We start from the raw sequence: 20,897 nt of genomic DNA on the forward strand, positions 1-20,897 counted from the left end.
GTCATTTGTCATTGGTCATTTGTCATTTGTCATTTGTCATTGGTCATTTGTCAATAGTAGGTAAGGCTAAAGCCCAGCACATATCGCTGTTGTCTGACATAGCCCTACCTACGTGTATTTCAAATATAAGTTTCCATAAAACAAAACGGACGATCTACCTGTTCCGCAGGAAAAAAATAAAAATTATCAGCGATCGCTAACCAAAGCCCAAAGCCCAAAGCCCAAAGCCCAATGCCCAATGCCCAATGCCCAATGCCCAATGCCCAATGACAAAAACATGAAAAAACCCGGATGAACCGGGCAGGTGTACTGTTGTCGAATTGAGTTGCGGTAATTACATCTTAATTTCACAGGTCAATGGGCAAGAAGCGTAAACGCACTTAGCTTGAGTATTTTCAGATTCTCCGTGCAGCCAACTTAACCACTGCACTTCTTTAGGATGAACTCCCTTGAATGTGAGAACCCCTGCTGCCAACACCACAGCCATCACATTAAACATAATTAAACCGCCTGCAACCAGTAAAACTGCGCTAACAGGCATTACCGATTCCAACACAATTGACAACAAACACCCAATCGTAGCCATCAAAACCACTAAAGGAAAACCGACAACCAACAAACACACTGCCAATGTAAAAGTCCATATCAAAAAACTTTTAACTATTAGTAAAGAGTAAGTCTTTCCTAAATCTGATGTCTGAGACAAAGCCATAACCCTATTCTCCAAAATCAAGACAGAAATTTGAATTGCTGGAAATCTCGCTTACTTTACAGCGGGATCAACGATTATTAGAAATTCAGTATATAAAAACCAATTGGGAAAATGAGCATTTAGTTAATAAACTTTACAGTTAATCTTTCGCAATTATGGAATGCTCTTTGATTCAGTAGTTAGTGGAAAACTCCTCTACATCATCTACCTCTCGATAGAGAGGTAATTGGGTATCGATCTTTAAGCTTTATTTCAGGTGCTGTGTCGCTAATACGCTTAACATTTCTTATGAAAATAGGTGATGTTTCTCATAATTCATAGCTGGTATTGACCTTTTTTTAAGTAGTGGTTTTACGGATAATCACAGCCCATGAACATAAAGAGCCAAAAAATTTTTCTCATATAACAATAAAGTTTTTTTAACTCATAAGTGTATTTAATAATACTATAAAAGCTACAGAATATTACTGAGTATATTTAGTGTAAAACGTGTAATATATAAGATATAGACAAGTTACACAGTTTCTTAAACTAATAGAGAACATACCGTAGTTAAAAAAATGATACCAAATTGACACTAAGATGAAATCGGTCAAAGAAATTGCTGTTATGCTCCATTTTTAGAACTAGTCAGCTAATAGATAGACCAGACAGGATAGCTGCATCTATCAAAAGTCGCATTTTTGTTTAACTTTTGTTGTGAATTTCCAGTAAACCAATACACGCCCTATTTGTAAATAGATATGACAGAATCACAGCGTCCATTGAATCCCACAGCAAATTCAACCCGTGGTGTTCCTCCATTACCACCACCACCACCAGCAATGAGTACGATGCGTCAGTCTACACAGACTTTAGAATTACCAGTAGATAGGCATCCCAACCGCACTGCGACAACAAACTCCGCCGCCTCTGCACCACCACCGCCTACATCTGCTCCATCGGCTCATCGTCCTGGAACACCACCACCAATGGCTACTTCCTCTCGTCCTAAAAGTAATAATTCAGGGCTAACTCTGGGACAGATAATACAAGAAGCCTTTGATAAAGGGTATTCTGACATTCACTTGGGTGTGGGTGAAGTGCCTCGTTTCCGAAACCGAGGAGAAATGCAGCCGACAGATTATCCCGTAACCGATAAATCGACGTTTATGGAGTGGATGCGGGAGATCATGACTGATGCGGAAATTCAGCGCTTTGAAGAATACCTCGAATTTGACGGGGCTACTCAGTACGAATTTGCTAGGGTGCGGATTAATATTTTTGACTCCCTAAAAGGCTCTGCGATGGTACTGCGGTTAATTCCTTTGAAAATATTGACAATGGAGCAATTGAGGCTGCCTACTGTTTTCAAGGATATATGCCACTATCACAAAGGTTTGATTTTAGTGACAGGTCCCACAGGTTCTGGTAAGTCAACAACAATGGCTGCAATGATTGACTATATCAATTCGGAAATGGCCAAACATATCATTACCATTGAAGATCCGATTGAATTTGTTCATAAGAGTAAAAAGTCTCTGGTCAAACAACGGGAAGTGGGAATGCATACCCGAAAATTTGACAACGCATTGAAAGCTGCTTTGCGGGAAGACCCTGATTTGATTCTAGTGGGTGAAATGCGGGATAAAGAAACGGTGAACACAGCCCTAAAAGCCGCACAAACAGGTCACTTGGTTATGGGAACGCTGCACACCAATAGCGCTGTGAAAACTATTGAACGTATTCTCAATCTCTACAATGGAGATGAACAAGATGCTATGCGGGTTGCACTTGCTGAGTCTTTAGTGGCAGTGATTGCTCAAGGTTTGTGTCGTACCACAGATGGTAAGCGTGCTGCTTTCCACGATGTTCTCATAAATACTGATGCTGTGAAAGACTGGGTTAAGGAAGGGAAGTATGATGCTATTACAGAATTGATGAAGCAAGCAAGTTTTGATGGCATGATTACCATGAACCAGTCTTTGCTCAATCTTTACTCTGAAGGTCGCATTACGGAAGAAACAGCCCTAGAAATGTCACCAACGCCAAACGAAATGGCTCAATTCCTCCGTGGTAGAGTGTAATTAAGGGAAGTATGAATTATGAATGATAAATTATGAAATTTTTCATAATTCATACTTCATAATTCATAATTTATATGACTTCAGACAAACCAACTTACCCTACCCTATTTAAAGGTATTGCGCTGTTTACTCCCGGAGGAGATTTAATTTATTGCATCGACCCTAGCAAACAAGGTCGATGGCATTTGCATTTGTGCGCTACTTTGCAGGAAATTTTGGATTTACCAGAACCTCCACATTTCTTGGTGCCTTGTTATACAGCAACTGTCGATCGCTGGTTAGATCCGCGCACTCAGAAAATACAAGTTTTTGCCGAAGCTTACCCGACAGTAATGCGGCATCAAGCCGTGCTCAATGCTATTTTTAGTACAGGAGAACTGCCATGGCAGCCTACTCCTTGGGCAGAAGGGTTGTGCGATCGCATGGTATTGTCAGCGTATCGTTCCACATTTCCCCAGCTTTGGGAAGATCACGATTTAGTTGTACGTGTAGAGCTTTCCGAACAAGTACAATTATACTATCAACCGGTTGCCGCCACCGAACAACAATCAAAGACACAAGGCTACGTCCTCCGTCTGTTTGTAGCCGGACACAGTGGAGCGACAGAACGAATTTTACAAAATTTACACGAACTTTTAGAAAAATATCTGGGCTATCCCTACACCTTAAAAGTTATTGATGTTTTAACAAATCCAGAACAAGCAGAAGTGGATCAAGTTTCTGCCACTCCCACCCTCGTTAAAGTTTGGCCTCAGCCAATTCGCCGAATTGCTGGAGATTTGGATAATGTAGAAAAAATCTTACAAATGTTAGGCACTACAGAAATTTTTTAAGCAGAAAGACTGTTAAAGATTTTTATACAATAGCAAATTAAGTAGCGTTCGCTTCTCACTTTATTGAGGTGGGCTGCTACCGCCATTCCTGTCGGGCAAATACTCTCAAATCCGCCTAATTTTGGTTCGGAATTCTTGGCGATCGGTTGCGGCTTGTTGCCTGTCTTGGGCTGCTTCAGATGCTAGATTTCTAAGCAGAAAGACTGTTAAAAATTGGTAATGTAAACCAGAAAGTCGAGCCTACTCCAAGTTTACTTTTGACCCAAATTTTACCCCCGTGAGCGGTAATAATTTGCCGACAAACGTATAAACCAATACCTAAACCGGGCATGAATCGGGCATTTTCACCACGTGCATACAGTTCAAACAATCGATTGCACTGCTGTTTGCTCATTCCCACCCCATTATCCTGCACGCAACAGAGTATTTTCTTGCCTTTAACACTAGCGTCAACAGTTAACGTAATTTCATGAGGATTGTGTTTGAGAGCGTTAGAAATCAGGTTGCTAAAGACCCGACCGCTCTTAACTTCCTGCTAACAACTGCCATAAATCGTCATGGATGGTAGTTTATCCCAAATTTACCAGTCACCTTACAAATTCTTAAAAGTTAGTAGGTAGGGTTATGTCCACCATTTGATATTTTGCGGCATAGCCCTAACTACTAGCTACTAGCTTTGAAAAGAAAACGAAAGGAAACTTTTCCTCTACAAATCTACACGTCTCAAGAAGAGCGAATTGCAATGAAAAATCAGTGTAGGCGACACAAACGTTGGTTCCACATTGGCTTATTTGTGTTGGGTTTATTACTCCCACTGACTTTAACCCTTAACACTGCTGTTCTTCCGAAAGCAACAGCACAAACTCCAAGCAGTTACTCTCGAAATCAAGCCTTATATGTCACTATGCGCGATGGTGTCAAAATTGCCATTGATGTGTGGTTACCAAAAGACTTGCCATCTGGAACAAGAATTCCCACTATTATGTGAGCTACGCGTTACTGGCGTGGTGTTGACTTAGTTGATAACAGTAAAGAAACTGACCCAAATTTTGTAGATTGGCTTTCAAGTTACAAAGGGGATATAGAAAAATTCAATCAATCTGGTTATGCTGTGGTGCTTGTAGACGCACGTGGGACTGGTGCTTCTTTTGGCAAAGTTTCTCTTCCTTTCTCATCAGAAGAAATTCAGGATTACAGCCAAGTAGTCGATTGGATTGTTAGCCAACCATGGTCAAAGCAAAAAGTTGGTGCTTATGGAATTTCTTATGATGGCAATACAGCTGAGTTATTGGCAGTAGCAAACAACCCAGCTGTCAAAGCAGTTGTTCCCCGATTTAATGATTTTGACGCCTATGCCCATCTAATTTTTCCCGGAAGACTTTTGAATAAAGGATTTCTGGAAGGCTGGAATGAAGGCAATAAATTTCTTGACTTCTCACCTTGTTCTTTTGCTCAAGGGGAAGAATTTTGCGAACAATTCAAAAAGAATACTGGCATAGTGGGAGTCAAACCAGTCGATGAAGATAAAGATTTACACCTGTTAGCGGAAGCTGTCAAACAACACTCTGGCAACCTAGACTTATACCAAGCAGCACTGCAAACGACTTATCGAGACGATGTTTTCGGTAACTCAAGTCTGACAATAAAAAATACTAGCCCGTACAACTTTAAGAAAGAAGTTGTGACTTTGTATGCAACTTCTAGCGAAAACGATGGTGCTTTTTTTGTATACTTGGAAGATGTGGATGAAAGCGGTAAAGTGACTTATATTACCGAAGGTCAGTTGCGTCCCTTACACCGGAAGGTTTCTAGAGAACGTCCTCCATATACGATTTTTGGAATCAACCATTCTTTTAATGAAAAAGACGGACAGTCATTAGAACCTGGGAAAACCACTAAACTAACGTGTGATTTGCTACCTACTTCTGTTCTTATTAAACAAGGTCACCAAATTCGAGTTGCGATCGCCGGACACGATAAAGATTCTTTTGTGCGCTATCCTGCAGAAGGAACGCCAGAAATTACCATCCTGCGAAATGCTGTAAGCGCATGATACATTGACTTACCTGTTTTTAAACGATAAGCTCTGTTCTACATTGAGAACAGTTCTTCTCCACTAGAAGGATGAATGCCGAGCGCTCTATCCAGATTCTGCTTAGTTGCACCAAGTTGAAGAGCAATCGCAAGAGTTTGAATCATCTCCACAGCACCTTCCCCCACCATATGAACGCCCAGTATCCGCTCTGCATCATCCCGATTCACCACAACCTTAAGCAAAGATTTTTCATTCAATTGACTCAAACAATAGAACAACGGGCGAAACTGGGTGCGGTAACATTGCACGGTATCCCCATACTTCTCGCGGGCTTGTGCTTCAGATAATCCCACAGTTGCGGCTTCTGGGTGAGAAGATATAGATAGAGGTACCCAATCATAACTAACCATATGAGGGTGTCCGCCAAATTCTGTATCCGCAAAAGCTCTGGCTTGGGCGATCGCACTGGGAGTCAATGGAATTCTATCTGTACAGTCTCCCACAGCAAAAACGTTGACGTGAGTTGTGCGACTGAATTCATCAACCCGAATCGCCCCTGATGCTGTCGTAACACCAGATATCTAAAAATTGGAGTCGAACGTAGTCAATCGTTGTCTATCTGTCTAATAATCCGCTCCAAGCACTCACTGACACTCAAATCAGCATCAATGGCAATAGCCTGCAACTTTTTCCATGCGGTAGGAGTTAAACCTACCATATGTTTTTCTTTCTTCTCATCGTAAAAAACTGGCTGATTTTTTACTCTTTTTTTTCCTTTACCTAGTTGCATATTTTAGAATTTATAGCTATACTAATAATATATTACACAAATTAAGGAGGTGATTAATTAGTGCTAAAAAAGAAAAAAGAGTTTAAGATCGTAATGAAAAGTGCCAAGTGTAAATTGGAACGGAATGGATTCGATTTAATTGAAACCAAAAGAGCTTTTAATGAAGTTGTACATTTTTACTTTGCACTAATTAACACCTATCCGGAAGGTATTAACCTGCCAAGAGAGGAAGATGGGGGGTGGAGGTATTATGAAAAATTGACCGTTGGGGATGATGCACAATACCCATTTCCTTTCAATGGTTTTCCAGCACAGCTTCGTCGTTGTGCAATAAGAAAAGCTATTGGTGCATGGGAATCTTGGAACACTAGCTACCAAAAATGGCTAAATCGCCCTAAAAAACAAAAGCACCATAGACCACCAGTACAACCAAGAGTATTTAACTTCTCTCCAAGTTTTGATGTTGGGGTATGTAAGAATGATGATGGGCACTCTATCATGCTCAAAATCTTGGTTAATGGTCAATGGAAATGGATTAAATTTCAATACTTTGCACCAGTAATTAGTGCAGATTGGGTAAAAGGTTCTCCATCAGTAATAGTCAAAGGGAATGCAGTAACAATTGTTTTCCCGTTAGAAAAATACGTCAGAGCTACTGGAGGAATTAAAACAGTTATGGCTCAAGACTCCTTTAGGGTCTTGGGTGTAGACATGGATTTAGATCGTCATATTGCTATATGTTCCGTCCTGGAAGTTGACGCTAAGGGTAAAGTGTTTGAGGTTGCACGCCACTTCATAAAACAAACAAGCCACACAAAGCGTAGGAAGTTTCAACTAGGAGGAATAGCTCAAAAAATGCAGCAGACGGGTACTGTTGAAAAGGGTTTTGCGTCAACAATTTGGAAAAACTTGCACAACCGTGAGGTTGAGGCAAGTAGAGAATACGCCAGACGGATTGTTGAATTTGCAAAAACCTGGGGATGTTCAATTATAGCATTTGAACATCTGGGCAATTTAAAACCGATTCGTGGTAAGTACTCTCGTCGTTCAAACCAAAAACGAGCCTACTGGTTAAAATCAAAAATTTATCAGCAAGTTAGCTCTATTGCGTATCAAGATTATCGTATCTTGACTACACGAGTTAATCCCAAAGATACTTCAAGGCTAGACCCTTGGGGCAATGAAGTATGGCGTTCCGATAATTTCCCTGTTACTATTTTTGATTTTTTGAACTACCAATCAGGAGCTATATTCGTAGGCACCGTCAATGGTTACACCAGCCATTCTGGGCTGAACGCAGCTCGTAACATTGGGCTAAAAGCAATATTACGATATAACACTAACCTCGTGTTCTTGTCTCGAAAGGAAGGACATACCGTACACACGGGGGAAAGCCTATCCCAAAAGGGTTGAGCCAGTAATGGTACAGGTTTGCAATGAAACTAGAAAGGGGAAAGCAACTTCCCACTTTCATTGTAACAGGCTTGGGTAAACTGCCTAATGGTTCCTACCAAACTACGCTCTTTGTGGTTGGATTTACGATCCGCTTGCTACTGGAAGCGACTATGGAGTGAGCCTAGAAAGTGAACAAATTGTGTGGGTTTACTCTTGTTTACTCCACTTTTTGGTTACTCAGTTGAATTCCTACTTTTTCTAAATTGAGGTTTTCCAAATTGGGTTTCCGTGGCGCATCAACAAAAACTGTATCAACCATTACGGGTTTGGTGTATTTTCCGGACAACTTTAGACAGAAGCGATCGTCCATTCGTTCAATTTTTTCAACATAGCTATTGTTGAAAACTTGCACCCCTTGCTCGATCGTCTTGTCCTGAATCATCTTGCTAATTTCAGTATCAAGTTCGGGGAGGACATATTCTTCAGCAATAATTTGAGTAACGTGAGTGCCTAACTGATTCATACTTCCAGCAACTTTAACACCAATCGGATCGCTACCCAGAATAGCAAGGTGTTTGGGTTGTGCTGGTAAGTTATAAAGTTCGCGCCAGGTAATAGCAAATTCGATTCCTGGGATTTCAGGTAAGACGGGTTTTGCGCCTACTGCAATCAAAATTTTGTCAGCAGTTATTGCTCTATTTGCAACGAGCACTGTATGAGCATCTAAAAACGCTGCTTGTCCCTGAATAAACTCGGCTCCTGAGTTTTGGAGATTGTGCAAGTGCAATTGGTTGAGATGCTGGAGGTGACGGTTTTTAGCATTTACAAAATGTGACCAGTTAAAGTGACGAGTTACATTATCCCACCCATAACTGCTAGCTACTTTATCTAACTGTTTGTAGTTAGCAGCATAATCCAGCAATTTTTCAGGGATACAGCCGTAGTTGATGCAAGCGCCGCCAACCTTGGCTTGTTCTGCGATCGCTACCCGTACCCCATAGCTTGCTGCTCTTTCAGCTGCTGCAATTCCTCCAGAGCCAGTACCAATTATCAAAAGGTCGTAGTCAAATGGCATGATGAATAGACCTGAATTACACTCTTTGAGCAATTAACGTCACGCGCACTACGTAAAATTACTGCTATTTACTGACAGCCTCCAGCTTAAGAATTTGGATGAAAAATTACGTCTGACTAATGGAGCGTCATCAATACTAAATTAGTATGTCCCAAGAAAGAATTTATTGTCATTTTTTGTACAAGATTACTTGGGAGCGTGTTATAATTTCACAAATATTTATGTAGATTAAGATCTAAATAGTCCTATACTTCCTTTCTTATGAATATAACTACTGCGAAACGCTTTACGATATCTGAATATGAACGTCTGGCAAAACTAGAATTCTTTAGGGAAAATGAGCGAGTTGAGCTGATCGATGGAGAAATCATTTCTATGGTTTCGAAAGGTACAAGACATTCTGTTTGTGAAACTCGATTAGAAAGACAGTTGTATGAACTAGTTGGGAAACGTGCAACATTAAGAGGACAACAACCAATCGTTATTTCTGAATATAACGAGCCGGAACCAGATAGAGCGATCGTAAAAAATCGAGAAGATGATTATCTCAGTACTCATCCCTTACCCTCCGATGTTTTACTTTTAATTGAGATTGCTGATTCTTCTTTAAAATACGACCAAGAAGTTAAATTAACAATTTACGCTCAAGGGGGTATTTCAGATTATTGGATATTTAATCTTATAGATAATTGCTTGGAATGCTACAGCGAACCTTACCAAAATTTGCAAGGTAAGTTTGGGTATCGAAAAAAGATAATTTTTCTACCTAATGAAACTGTAAATATTTCCTATTTTTCCGATTTAATTCTGGATTTATCTAAAGTATTTCCTGCCATACAACATTAGAATTAACTATATGGAGGTATGAAATGAGTCGTCAACCATTGCTTGATTTGACGCGTTCATATACTTTTAGAAATTATTTTGAATTAGGATTTCCTGTTGATGATTTAGTAGCTGAATTTGGTTATTCTTTCGAGCGCAAGTTCCTCTCTTTACCAAAATATTCTGGAACTCTAGACCGAATATCTGATTTGAAACAACGCATTGAAGAAGTATTACCTTACGTAGATTTAGAAAATGAAGCAACTCGTCGGGAAATGCTTATCGCACCGACCATAACAGATTTAATTCATTATTCTCGTGCTAAATTGCGAATTGAATATAATATTAAAGTTAATAACCAACTCCAAGGAAATTTAGATTATTATTTACGTTCTTCAACTAATTTAATTGTTATTGAAGCTAAACAAGCCGACTTAAATCGGGGATTTACACAATTAGCAACAGAAATGATAGCGCTCGATCAATGGACAGATTCAAATCAACTCGAAATAATTGGAGCAGTAACAACAGGCAATATTTGGCAATTTGGAATTTTATATCGACAACAAAAACTCATTGAAGAAGGAATTAATCTTTACCGAGTCACGGAGGAATTGGAAGATGTTGTCAGAATTTTACTAGCTGCACTAATATAATTTTTAATTAAAATTAAAGCTTTTCTACGATGATTGCTGAAAGCAGTCCTGTAGCAATCATATTAAGATTTAATGTGTAGTCAATGTGGTTAAAAGTTTCCTCTAATGGACGTAGTATAGTCTTCCATCCCAATCCATCGGTAATCCAAATAAATTTATGTTCTTGTAAAGAAACAAAGTCAAAGAGAGATTTATATTCTCCAGCTGTTGCCTTGAGTTTAGAACCAGGTCCACCATAGAAATTTGTTTCAATTAAGTAAAGAGTATTTTGATTTTTAATTGCAAAATCAAATCTCCGGCTAGATTTATCAACTTTGAAAGTAAAATTCCATTCTTTTTGAATTTTTTCAGATGTAGCTTGTTCTATAAATGGAAAATTATTTTCTTGACAAATTGATGTCATTAAGTTTTTTACAATTGTTTCCATGGTATTACCACCACGATTTTTTCTACCATTGCTATCTAAACCTACTTCAATACCAAGAACATAATCTGGTATTGACTTAATTGTTTTATTTTTGAAGAGTTCTAGTACTCCTGTTTTCTTGACAAATTCTAAAGCTTGGTGAATTTCATTCATAGTTAATTGGCTTTTCTTTTTAAAATCAAACAAGTCATAGTGAAAATTTCCACTACTGTAGTCAGTTAAAATTTTGAAACTTGAAGTACGACAAGCAATTAGAATTGGAATAGCATCAATGATCTCGGGATAATTTTGAAGTAGGAGACAAAATTCATCTTCTACATCATCTTTACCCACTAAATAATTTAATGTATTTCAATGCATCTCCACCTTTTTAAAATTTTGTAATACTTTCTGCCAACTTACAAAATAGTTCCAAAGAGTTATAGAATCAGTTAGAGTATTCTTTAAGTATTGAAAGACTTGAGCCTCATCGGAGCAATGTAGATAAGTTTGAAAAACATCATGGAACTTCATATTATCTGAGTTATCCTTGTTTTTAGTAATTCATAATTAAAATTTCCTTAATTTGTTTCCGCTTTGAAGCATCACAATTAATATTGCGTGAAGCCATGACTCTTTCAATACGGTAACCAGCATAGGAATTTTCAAAAAAATTATCGTTAATATCTTCATTTTTAGGATCGGAGTTACTTAAAAGTAATTTAGCTCCCTTTGCATCAAGGGATTGGAAAAAGTCTCGCAATCTTAATTGTTCGGAATCGCTAAATATATTTTGTGAGTAAGAGGTAAAGTTAGACGTTTTACTAATTGGTCTATAAGGTGGATCGAAATACACAAAGGTATTACTATCTACATATTGTTCACACTCACTAAAATCTCCATAATGAATTTGAGTTTTTTGAAGAGCTTCAGACACAGCTTTTAAATTGGTTTTATCGCATATATTAGGGTTTTTATATCTACCTACTGGAACATTAAAACTTCCGTTTGAATTCACTCTAAAAAGTCCATTGAAACAAGTACGGTTTAGGAAAATGATTTGTGCAGTTCTCTCAATCCATTCTGAATTATATTTGGTTGAATCTATTTCTTTGCGTCGCCAATTAAATTCTGCTCTCACTTGATAAAAGTAGGTTTTTCTTTCCTTATCATCAAGAGATAAATACTTATTTTGTATATCTAATAAAATTGAAATTAGTTCCTCTACACTGCGTTGAATAGTTGTGTATGCTATGACTAATTCAATATTAATATCAAAAATAAAAAATTCTTGAACTGGATAGTTTTGAACCAGATGCAAGAACACTGCTCCTCCGCCACCAAATGGTTCTATGTATTTTTTTATTGAACCCTCTGCTAATTCATTTGGAAAAAAACTATTCATCTGTTCCAGGAGTTGACCTTTCCCTCCCGCCCATTTTAGAAAAGGTTTTGCTGCCATTGATTTTTCTAAGATAAACATATTGATTATTTTAAATATAGTTCATTTGTATCGGAACGTTATTTAGCTTAATCCAAAAGAAGCCTCACATCTCACCCGTACCTTTAGGTTGGCGAAGCCTAGAGCGCCGGTCCACTAATGTATATTGACAAAAACAAAAAGATGTGAATCAAGACAAAAGTTCAAATGCGATCGCTAATGTATCACATACATTCTGTGTCTTTCGTCAAACACTAGATCGTTAGGATATGCTTTAGTCATTGACTCGGGTGGTGCTGATGTCTAAAAATTTCAGTATAAGCAAGCGTGAGCTTTCTTACAATAGCCTCACTTTTAAAACATCCTCTAAGATTTAAATAGCCCTATACTTCCTTTATAATGACTACAATCACTGCGAAGCCAACTTAAATCGGGAATTTACACAATTAGCAACAGAAATGATAGCACTTGACCAATGGACAGATTCAAATTGTTATGTTTTATTTTAGAAACAAAAAGGAGCAGAGATATGCAAGCTTACAAGCTACAAGCAATAGTTGATGAGTCAGGTAACTTAATTCTTGACGAACCTCTTAATATGACTCCTGGTAAGGTAGAGGTCATTATCTTACAGCCAACTCCAACGACTACCAAAACCTCCGAACAACCCAAAAAACGAGAGTATAAAGTCCAAGCGTTGAAGGACTTGCTCGAAAACGCTCCACCTACACCACCAGACTTTGATGCAGAACAAGCTAAATGGGAATACTTAAAGGAGAAACACAACCTGTGAGGGTTTTGATAGATACCAACATTATAGTTGACATAGCACTTGACCGCGACCCTTTTTTCACAGACAGCGAACAAGTTTTGCAGTTTGTGGAACATCAAGAGGTTGAGGGTTATCTCTCAGCATCAACAATTAGTGACTTATATTACATAATCCGGAAAGCTAAGGGCAATACCTGGACATTGAGGTTTTTGCAAAGAATAGCAACTCTTTGCCAAATTGCTGCGGTAGACCAAGCTGTCATCTCAATGGCTTTTACTACTAACTTTAAGGATTTTGAAGATGCTATTCAACATAGCACGGCTGTACTAAATCATGTTGATGCAATTATTACTCGCAATCCTACAGATTTTCCCGTAGCTATCCCACGAATTATGACTCCTCAACAGTTGATTCAGGAGTTAACCAATTCTAAATAGATAATTTTGCATAGTTGACTCAGCTATTATCTTTTAAAACTAGCCCTTCCAATCTCTGTTGTAAATCTTTTGTGAGATCGGCAACTGCAAGTCTTGCACCTTGGCGGTTTGCTTTGTAAGCAGGGTAACGCTCGGAAACAGACAATGGCTCGCCAATAGTGATTTTCACATTTTGCTTGCCAAGATTGGGAGTTCGGAAAGGATTTCCACCCGTAATCTGAGTGACGACATTCCGCAAAAGTAAAGTTGTCTCAGCAAATCTTTCTGCTGTGGGTTTTTCCCTCACGTATTTGCCCGTGACTGCAACTAAATTTTCCACCAGTCTCATGTGCCACATTCGTAAATTCGCTTCTTCTGCTACACGATCGCCTAACGCTTTTTCTACTGGCGACAGTGCTTTGATATCCTTAAATTCCTCTCTAAAAATATAATTCCATCCTGCTTGCTCTACTCGGCGACAGCGATCGCTAAAATTTCCTTTAGCTTGCAAGTCAAAATAATTTTCAGCAACTTGTAAAACCACATCTAACACAGCTTGAAGACGAGCGGCAAAAAGCTCATTGGCATCTAGTCCGGACTCAGGGACTGGCAACTTTCTATGGTAGAATCGCTTGTAAAATTCTTCCATCAAAGATAGTAAATGTTGGCTCACGCTCATCAGACGAGGGTAGAGACAGTCGAAGGTAGCAGGGGAAGGCGATGAGGTTACACCGATAATCGTTTCTAATTCAGTTAAAAGATTGGCAATAGAATCCCAAGGAGCGGCAACATAACTGTATCGAATTCCGACTGGTACAATAAAAACTTGCTCTTCCCGCTTGTCTTTGTGTAAATCCTCAGCACACCAAAAACCCATCTGGGCAATACCCGGTTCTAGAGGATTGACAATTTCCGAAAGACCATTGGTAGCTCCTTCGGGTGCAGCCGCCATGGGAAACCCACCGTTGACAAATAAGTCACGTGCCGATCGCAATCCCGTCCAATCTGCCTTCCCTCGTTGAATAGGGGTTCCACCCAAATGAGATACAATCCAACCAACGTGGGAACCAGCCCAAAGAGGAATTCCACGGTCATAGATAAAATGAGCGTGAATGGGATGTTGTAGCGCTATACCCCCTTGGCGTGCTACTTTTGGCAGAATGCGATAAAGCAAATAGCCCAAAGCAAAGGGATCTTCCGTCTTTGGATGGCGAAATGCCAGCAGAAAGCGAATTTTCCCTTCTTGGAACTGGCGATACAAATCTACCAAAACCTCTACGTTGTCTGCTTCAATATGGTTAATTGCTGTTTGCCAGCGTATCCAATTGGGTAACACCAACTGGACAACGCGCAAAAATAAGGGATCTAACGCCGGGGGAATAAATTCCAAGGGTGGTTGGGCTTGATAACTAATATCGGGCAAGGTGCTTTTCTCCTGAGGTTGCAAGCGGACATTTTAAAAAGGTTTATTAAAGTAAGCTTGTTTATACCTTTTGGTAATTTATAGCAAGCTAATACACTAACTTAACTGATTAAAGGATTATTGAATCTGAAAAGGGGACAAACGATGCGACTGTCACAAATGCTATTCCTCACACTTAGGGACGATCCAGCAGATGCTGAAATTCCCAGTCATAAACTCTTAGTCCGCGCCGGCTACATTCGTCGCATCGGTAGCGGTGTATACGCTTACCTTCCATTTATGTGGCGAGTCCTGCAAAAAGTCTCCCAAATCGTCCGCGAAGAAATCAACAAAATTGGCGGACAAGAGTGTCTCTTACCTCAATTACAACCCTCTGAGTTATGGAAAGAGTCGGGACGCTGGGACACTTACACCAGAGGGGAAGGTATTATGTTTTTCCTCAAAGATCGCCGCGAGCAAGAACAGGCGTTAGGACCAACTCATGAAGAAGTGATTACGGCGATCGCACGTGACATGATTCGTTCCTACCGTCAGCTTCCACAGGTTTTTTACCAAATTCAAACTAAATTCCGTGATGAAATCCGTCCCCGGTTTGGCTTAATGCGCGGGCGAGAATTCATCATGAAGGATGCTTACTCCTTCCACCCAGATGAAGAAAGTTTGAAAAAAACTTATCAGGATATGGATACCGCCTACCGTAATATCCTGCGAAGGTGTGGTTTAGCTTTTCGTGCCGTACAAGCCGATTCCGGTGCCATTGGGGGCTCGGGTTCCCAAGAATTTATGGTGCTAGCAGAAGCAGGTGAAGATGAAGTCTTGTACACAGAAGATGGACAATACGCTGCTAACGTAGAGAAAGCGGTTTCTCTCCCACCTGATGCAGAACCATCACCGTTTACCAGCTATGAAAAGCGGGAAACTCCCGGAACAGAAACGATTGAGAAAATGTGTAAATTTCTCAAATGTTCCCCCACCCAAGTTGTGAAAAACGTTCTTTATCAAACAATTTTTGATAACGGGATGACAGCCTTAGTGCTCGTAAGTATCCGAGGCGACCAAGAGGTTAACGATGTCAAGTTACAAAACGAACTGACAAAACTAGCTCCTCAGTATGGTGCTAAAGCTGCTATCAAGCTGTTGGTACCAGATGCAGAAGCCCAATCAAAACTGCTAAAACCATTACCCTTGGGCTACATTGCACCGGATATTGCCGACAGCCACATTCAATCTACCAAGGATGTCGTTCCTAACTTTGTACGTTTTGTTGATAAAACAGCCGTTGATTTGAAAAATTTCGCCACAGGTGCAAATGAATCTGGCTATCACGTTGTAGGCGCAAACTGGAACGAGCAATACAAGTTACCTCAAAATATCGTAGATGTACGTAAGTCCAAAGTAGGGGATCGCGCCGTTCACAATGTCGAACAAGTTTTGATGAGCGCTCGTGGAATTGAGGTAGGACACATTTTTCAATTAGGTACTAAGTATTCCCAAGCAATGGGCGCAACATATACCAACGAACAAGGAGAAGAAAAACTTCTAGTCATGGGTTGCTATGGTGTAGGTGTATCGCGCTTAGCTCAATCTGCTGTAGAGCAATCATATGATAAGGATGGGATTATTTGGCCTGTTGCGATCGCACCTTATCAGGCGATTGTTACGATTCCTAACGTCAAAGATGCTCAACAAGTAGAAATCGCAGAAAAACTTTATGCAGAACTGAACTCAGCAGGAATTGACACCCTACTTGACGATCGCGACGAGCGACCGGGAGTAAAATTCAAAGATGCCGATTTAATTGGAATCCCTTACAGAATCGTTACCGGGCGAGCGATCGCCAATGGCAAAGTTGAAGTCGTTGAAAGAAAAAGCCGCAACTCTCAGGAAATTGACATTGCTGAAGTTGTATCTACTATCAAGGAGTTGTTAGTGGTTAGTTGTTAGTAGTTAGTTGTTAGTTGTTGATGGAGAATGACCACTAACCACTAACTACCAACCACTAACCACTAACTAATATGGAACTCCTCACAATAGTCCTATCCGGCTTGCTAGGATTGATTGCTCCTATAGGATTGGTGATTGACCGAACTGCTGAAAATGCCATACGCTCTCAATTCGCTAACGTGAAGCAGTTACAGGTACGAGTTGATAATGCTCCCTCTCACCAATTGCTACAGGGAAAAGTCCAACGAGTGAGGGTTGCAGGCCGTTCTTTGCAACTCAAGCAGCAAAATCTTCAAATTGCCGCTTTAGAATTGGAAACCGATGCCATTGAAATAGACCCGCGTACTCTCAGAAAAAAACCATTACTTCAACGACCTTTACAGGCGGGTTTGCGCGTTGTTTTAACCCAGGAGGATATCAACAAGCTGTTACAGTCACCCAAATTTTTAGCTCAGTTGGAAAAAATGAAAATTAGCGTGGACGATTCATCAAATACAGAGTATAACTCTGTATATCAATTTGTCAATCCAAGTGTAAAATTTTTAGCAAACAACAGACTGAGTTTCCAAGTAGAATTACAGAATGAAAGCCAAAAACAATCTTTGTTAATTAAGGCAGAATCAGGGATAAATATTATTGGTGGCAAAAATATTCAACTCGTCGAGCCAGAGGTGACTGCCAATGGACAAGCCGCTCCACCACAATTTTTAAATCAAATTGTGAACAATATCAATCAACGATTGGATTTGGGAAAATTAGAAAGTAACGGTCTACAAGTACGAATTCTAAAATTAAATATGAAACAACAAGAATTAGAAATCGCAGCATTCATACGAATAGAACCGTCCTCCAAGTTTTTGGAAACTCGAGGCTCTTAGGTAACGTCTTTTACCAGGTTTCTTCTTACAGTAATACTTTTTTCTATTTCAACCTAAAGGCAGGAATTCAATATGAAACAACAACAAGGTAATCGTATTTCTTCTGGTATCATTGCAGCTATTTCAGTTGCGGTTATTGCTGTCAGTGGTGCTATAGCTTACCACCTGTTAAAGTTAGATGACTCAAAAGTATTAACGCCCAATCCGGGTGGTACTGAACAACCTCAACCCTCCAACACTCCACTCCCCGCAGAGCAAAAAGCCGCAGTCTACTGGTTGCAAGACAATGGCACAAAGCTTTCATTGGTTCCACAAGCACTTACAATCCCCCAGGGAGAACCTGACAAAGTTTTAGAAGCAGCTTTTTCAACGCTATTAGCAGGACCAACAGAAGGAACTGGTTCCACAACTATTCCCGCAGGAACCAAGTTGTTGGGTGTGAAGGTAGCAGATGATGGTATCCACGTTAACTTGTCAGAAGAATTTACGACAGGAGGTGGTAGTGCCTCTATGATGGGTCGCGTGGGACAAGTTGTTTACACCGCTACCTCTGTAAAACCCGATGCCAAAGTATACATTGAAGTCAACGGCAAACAGTTAGAGGTTTTGGGCGGCGAAGGTTTGGAATTGGAACAGCCCCTAACTCGTGAAAACTACGAACAAAATTTTGAACTTTAGTCATTGGTCAAAAGGTCATTGGTCATTAGTCATTGGTCATAACACTTGACTAATGACACTTGACTAATGACAAAGAACAAATGACCAATGACTATTTACCATTCAGAACCCGAAAGTTACGGGCTTGCTGTTCCAACCTAGTGGCGAGGCGATCGCAAACGCGGTTGCACAATTCAAAAATCATTTCGTCTTCTACCCGGTAATAAGCACAAGTTCCTTCACTACGGCGACTGAGTATTCCTGCTTGCCACATAACTTTCAGGTGTTTTGACACATTAGCCTGAGAAGTTTGTGTTGCCTCTACCAATTCTTGCACGCATTTTTCTTCATCCCGCAGTAAATGCAACAGCCGCAGACGCATGGGTTCACTCAAGAGGCTGAAGTATTCAGCTACTTGTTGCACAACTTCCGGTGGTACAGGCAACGCTTGTTTCATCAGGGTAGATTTATAAGGGCAGCTGGAAATTTTAACAATGACCATTAAATTTAGCCAGGAAAAGCTTGCTAGACCCTAAAGGGCTTAGCTGCGGTTTATAGACTCGATATATAGATTAATACTTAATCTGGTTTAATTCGCATCAAAGGTTGACCGTATTCTACTGGTTCACTGTTTTGTAGAAGAATTTCTACCACTTGCCCAGAAACTTCTGCTTCTATTTCGTTCATGAGTTTCATGGCTTCTATGATACAAACTGTTTGACCTTTCTTAACGCGATCGCCCACTTCCACAAAAGGCACTTCACCGGGACCGGGGGCGCGGTAAAAAGTTCCTACCATTGGGGAGGGAATTTCAACCAGTTTTGAGTCAATAACAGGAGAAGAACTGACCGGCGACGGAATTCCTTTTGTAGCAGTCGTCAGGTCAATAGGAGTAGGTTCCGTCACCGCAGGCACCACCAATGGCGGAGGCGGTGGAATGGGTGGCAATCCCGAAGATACCGCACCTTGCCCCGCTTGAGCTACTGACAATACCTGGTTGCTCACACTAACAGCTTTGCGAACCGTTAATTCAAAATCGTCACTTTTGAGAGTCACTTCTGCAAGATCTGTTTGGGCAATGGCGATCAGTAGTTGGCGGATTTCGTTAAAGTCTAATGGCACAGCTTTTCTTACCTCATGCAATTAGGTGGTAGAGAGACTCATACCAATTTTGGATTTTAGATTTTAGATTTTAGATTGTTGTGCCCGTGAAGGAGGCAGTTTCAATCTTCCCAAAAAATCTTACTTATTCCAATTTGGTACCTTTTGTAAAGTCGGTTATCTTTTGAGACAGGGACACAAATCCCTGTAACGCATCAAATTCGGGATTTGCTGGCGAGTGAGGTGAAAGGTAGGTTACTCCCTGCCTAAGTATGTATCGTTGCGGGTGTCGATCCGGATGCGTTCTCCTTGAGAAATAAAGAGTGGAACCATAATCATTGCTCCTGTTTCCACAGTTGCAGGTTTTGAACCACCCGTTGCAGTATCGCCCTTGACGCCTGGGTCTGTTTGGGTAACTTCCAACACGACTGAGTTGGGCAGTTCTACCTCTAGGACTTGGTCATCCCAACGAACTACGTTGACTTCCATACCTTCCTTGAGGTATTTTACACGTTCGCCAATTTGTGCAGCACTCAATCTGCCTTCTTCATAAGTTTCCATATCCATAAAGACGTATTCTTCACCTTCTTTATAGGTATGCTGCATTGTACTTTTTTCCAAATTGGCTTGCGGAACTGTTTCCCCTGCCCGGAACGTTCTTTCTACCACGTTCCCATTTTGGGCATTTTTCAGTTTTGTCCGTACAAACGCAGAACCCTTACCGGGTTTAACATGGAGAAATTCTACCACTCGCCATACAGACCCATCTAACACTATAGATACGCCAGGTCGAAAGTCGTTACTGGAAATCATGAAACCTTCATATTTTGGAGACAATCGGGATTTATTTTAACCCCCATTAGCAGTAATTAGACATTAATCATTCGTGATTAGTAATTAGTACTCATTAACAGTGACCGGAGTACCACCTCGTTCCCAGCCTCAGGCTGGGAATGCCTAAGTAGAGGCTCCGCCTCCTGTATTCAACAAAAGTACGGAAGTAAGTAGGGTTAAAGCTCACCATAAGAAGTTCCATTATCTATTATCTCTACACATCCCAATGCATCAATTGCTACGGCTGAAAAATACAGCAGCAATGATGATTAAGCTTAAAAGCACCAGTGGTACAAAAAGGTTAGGAATATCTGATAACTGCATCTGTTTTGAAAAATAAAAAATGAATAAAAAATAGATTCTTCAGCATAATGTAGCATCAGAACTAAAAGTCTTGACAAATAGATATAAATATGGGTGTTGTGCCCAGATTCCCGACAACTTCTGCGGATACAGCTGGTCAGTGGGGAGTGAGACCCCTCATGTAGCACTCTTTCGTTCTGGCACAGAATGCAGTACAGCAGGCTCTGTAGAGCGTAGCGGGTCTAAGACAGGAGGCTCCGCCTCCCAATCAGGCATTCCCAGGCTCCGCCTGGGAACGAGTTGGGGGGGCTGGGACGAGTTGGGGGGTCTGGGAC

General features: G+C 40.4%; 21 protein-coding genes and 2 pseudogenes. 12 read left to right on the forward strand and 11 right to left on the reverse strand.

The window, feature by feature from the left end:
* Positions 1–334 precede the first annotated feature (334 nt).
* On the reverse strand, positions 335–712 hold the full coding sequence (locus F7734_RS23060; RefSeq protein ID WP_155746838.1) for a hypothetical protein: 378 nt from the start codon (positions 710–712) through the stop codon (positions 335–337).
* 743 nt (positions 713–1,455) lie between these two features.
* Between F7734_RS23060 and F7734_RS23065 the strand changes: the two genes are divergently transcribed.
* Together F7734_RS23065 and F7734_RS23070 are read left to right on the forward strand one after the other, a co-directional pair.
* A complete protein-coding gene (locus tag F7734_RS23065; RefSeq protein ID WP_155746839.1) occupies positions 1,456–2,778 on the forward strand; it encodes a type IV pilus twitching motility protein PilT in 1,323 nt (440 codons plus the stop codon).
* Between the two features lie 74 nt (positions 2,779–2,852).
* Complete coding sequence (locus F7734_RS23070) at positions 2,853–3,611, forward strand: circadian clock KaiB family protein (RefSeq protein ID WP_155746840.1); 759 nt, start codon at positions 2,853–2,855, stop codon at positions 3,609–3,611.
* A gap of 190 nt (positions 3,612–3,801) precedes the next feature.
* Here the strand turns inward: F7734_RS23070 and F7734_RS23075 are convergent.
* Positions 3,802–4,119, reverse strand: a pseudogene (locus F7734_RS23075) (sensor histidine kinase); the annotation flags it as partial.
* A gap of 168 nt (positions 4,120–4,287) precedes the next feature.
* On the opposite strand from F7734_RS23075, the gene F7734_RS62190 reads away from it, so the two are divergent.
* Positions 4,288–4,599 carry a hypothetical protein gene (locus tag F7734_RS62190; RefSeq protein ID WP_207714181.1) on the forward strand — a complete coding sequence of 104 codons (312 nt, stop codon included), beginning with the start codon at positions 4,288–4,290 and terminating at the stop codon, positions 4,597–4,599.
* A gap of 93 nt (positions 4,600–4,692) precedes the next feature.
* The gene (locus F7734_RS66225) at positions 4,693–5,664 is read left to right on the forward strand and encodes a CocE/NonD family hydrolase (RefSeq protein WP_347566267.1); all 972 of its coding nucleotides are present in this window, start codon (positions 4,693–4,695) and stop codon (positions 5,662–5,664) included.
* 38 nt (positions 5,665–5,702) lie between these two features.
* Here F7734_RS66225 and F7734_RS23085 read toward each other — a convergent pair whose 3' ends face one another.
* Together F7734_RS23085 and F7734_RS23090 are read right to left on the reverse strand one after the other, a co-directional pair.
* Positions 5,703–6,227, reverse strand: coding sequence for an FAD-dependent oxidoreductase (locus tag F7734_RS23085; protein WP_166482091.1), 525 nt, complete (start codon positions 6,225–6,227; stop codon positions 5,703–5,705).
* A gap of 23 nt (positions 6,228–6,250) precedes the next feature.
* Positions 6,251–6,436 carry a hypothetical protein gene (locus tag F7734_RS23090; RefSeq protein WP_017743707.1) on the reverse strand — a complete coding sequence of 62 codons (186 nt, stop codon included), beginning with the start codon at positions 6,434–6,436 and terminating at the stop codon, positions 6,251–6,253.
* Positions 6,437–6,496: 60 nt separating this feature from the next.
* Between F7734_RS23090 and F7734_RS23095 the strand changes: the two genes are divergently transcribed.
* Complete coding sequence (locus tag F7734_RS23095) at positions 6,497–7,849, forward strand: hypothetical protein (RefSeq protein ID WP_166482084.1); 1,353 nt, start codon at positions 6,497–6,499, stop codon at positions 7,847–7,849.
* Positions 7,850–8,048: 199 nt separating this feature from the next.
* Here the strand turns inward: F7734_RS23095 and F7734_RS23100 are convergent, their stop codons facing one another.
* Positions 8,049–8,906 carry an FAD-dependent oxidoreductase gene (locus tag F7734_RS23100; protein WP_155746842.1) on the reverse strand — a complete coding sequence of 286 codons (858 nt, stop codon included), beginning with the start codon at positions 8,904–8,906 and terminating at the stop codon, positions 8,049–8,051.
* Positions 8,907–9,167: 261 nt separating this feature from the next.
* Between F7734_RS23100 and F7734_RS23105 the strand changes: the two genes are divergently transcribed.
* On the forward strand, positions 9,168–9,752 hold the full coding sequence (locus F7734_RS23105) for a Uma2 family endonuclease (RefSeq protein ID WP_155746843.1): 585 nt from the start codon (positions 9,168–9,170) through the stop codon (positions 9,750–9,752).
* Between the two features lie 23 nt (positions 9,753–9,775).
* Positions 9,776–10,387 carry a hypothetical protein gene (locus F7734_RS23110; protein ID WP_155746844.1) on the forward strand — a complete coding sequence of 204 codons (612 nt, stop codon included), beginning with the start codon at positions 9,776–9,778 and terminating at the stop codon, positions 10,385–10,387.
* 13 nt (positions 10,388–10,400) lie between these two features.
* Here the strand turns inward: F7734_RS23110 and F7734_RS23115 are convergent.
* Positions 10,401–11,153, reverse strand: a pseudogene (locus F7734_RS23115) (type II restriction endonuclease); the annotation flags it as partial.
* Between the two features lie 196 nt (positions 11,154–11,349).
* Positions 11,350–12,276, reverse strand: a complete 927-nt coding sequence (locus F7734_RS23120; protein WP_155746845.1) for a DNA adenine methylase — start codon at positions 12,274–12,276, stop codon at positions 11,350–11,352.
* A gap of 487 nt (positions 12,277–12,763) precedes the next feature.
* Here F7734_RS23120 and F7734_RS23125 point away from each other — a divergent pair, with 487 nt between their 5' ends.
* Together F7734_RS23125 and F7734_RS23130 are read left to right on the forward strand one after the other, a co-directional pair.
* The gene (locus tag F7734_RS23125; protein WP_155746846.1) at positions 12,764–13,027 is read left to right on the forward strand and encodes a hypothetical protein; all 264 of its coding nucleotides are present in this window, start codon (positions 12,764–12,766) and stop codon (positions 13,025–13,027) included.
* Positions 12,994–13,443, forward strand: a complete 450-nt coding sequence (locus F7734_RS23130; protein ID WP_155746847.1) for a PIN domain-containing protein — start codon at positions 12,994–12,996, stop codon at positions 13,441–13,443. The genes F7734_RS23125 and F7734_RS23130 overlap by 34 nt, the downstream gene beginning before the upstream one ends.
* 19 nt (positions 13,444–13,462) lie before the next feature.
* On the opposite strand, the gene F7734_RS23135 is transcribed toward F7734_RS23130, so the two are convergent.
* Entirely contained in the window at positions 13,463–14,845 is a 1,383-nt protein-coding gene (locus F7734_RS23135) for a 1-acyl-sn-glycerol-3-phosphate acyltransferase (RefSeq protein WP_155746848.1), read from the reverse strand.
* 144 nt (positions 14,846–14,989) lie between these two features.
* Here F7734_RS23135 and F7734_RS23140 point away from each other — a divergent pair, with 144 nt between their 5' ends.
* The 3 genes from F7734_RS23140 to F7734_RS23150 all read left to right on the forward strand — a co-directional run bounded on the left by F7734_RS23140 (position 14,990) and on the right by F7734_RS23150 (position 18,345).
* Entirely contained in the window at positions 14,990–16,789 is a 1,800-nt protein-coding gene (locus tag F7734_RS23140; protein ID WP_207714183.1) for a proline--tRNA ligase, read from the forward strand.
* Positions 16,790–16,860: 71 nt separating this feature from the next.
* Positions 16,861–17,667 (forward strand): DUF2993 domain-containing protein, encoded by an 807-nt coding sequence (locus F7734_RS23145; protein WP_155746849.1) that lies wholly within the window; start codon positions 16,861–16,863, stop codon positions 17,665–17,667.
* 72 nt (positions 17,668–17,739) lie between these two features.
* A complete protein-coding gene (locus F7734_RS23150; protein WP_155746850.1) occupies positions 17,740–18,345 on the forward strand; it encodes a GerMN domain-containing protein in 606 nt (201 codons plus the stop codon).
* A 91-nt stretch (positions 18,346–18,436) separates the two neighbouring features.
* Here the strand turns inward: F7734_RS23150 and F7734_RS23155 are convergent, their stop codons facing one another.
* The 3 genes from F7734_RS23155 to efp all read right to left on the reverse strand — a co-directional run bounded on the left by F7734_RS23155 (position 18,437) and on the right by efp (position 20,238).
* The gene (locus F7734_RS23155) at positions 18,437–18,781 is read right to left on the reverse strand and encodes a metalloregulator ArsR/SmtB family transcription factor (RefSeq protein ID WP_038076477.1); all 345 of its coding nucleotides are present in this window, start codon (positions 18,779–18,781) and stop codon (positions 18,437–18,439) included.
* A 122-nt stretch (positions 18,782–18,903) separates the two neighbouring features.
* Positions 18,904–19,446, reverse strand: a complete 543-nt coding sequence (gene accB / locus F7734_RS23160; protein ID WP_166482085.1) for an acetyl-CoA carboxylase biotin carboxyl carrier protein — start codon at positions 19,444–19,446, stop codon at positions 18,904–18,906.
* A 234-nt stretch (positions 19,447–19,680) separates the two neighbouring features.
* Positions 19,681–20,238, reverse strand: a complete 558-nt coding sequence (gene efp / locus F7734_RS23165) for an elongation factor P (RefSeq protein ID WP_155746852.1) — start codon at positions 20,236–20,238, stop codon at positions 19,681–19,683.
* Between the last annotated feature and the right edge of the window lie 659 nt (positions 20,239–20,897).

This window comes from Scytonema sp. UIC 10036 (assembly GCF_009725235.1).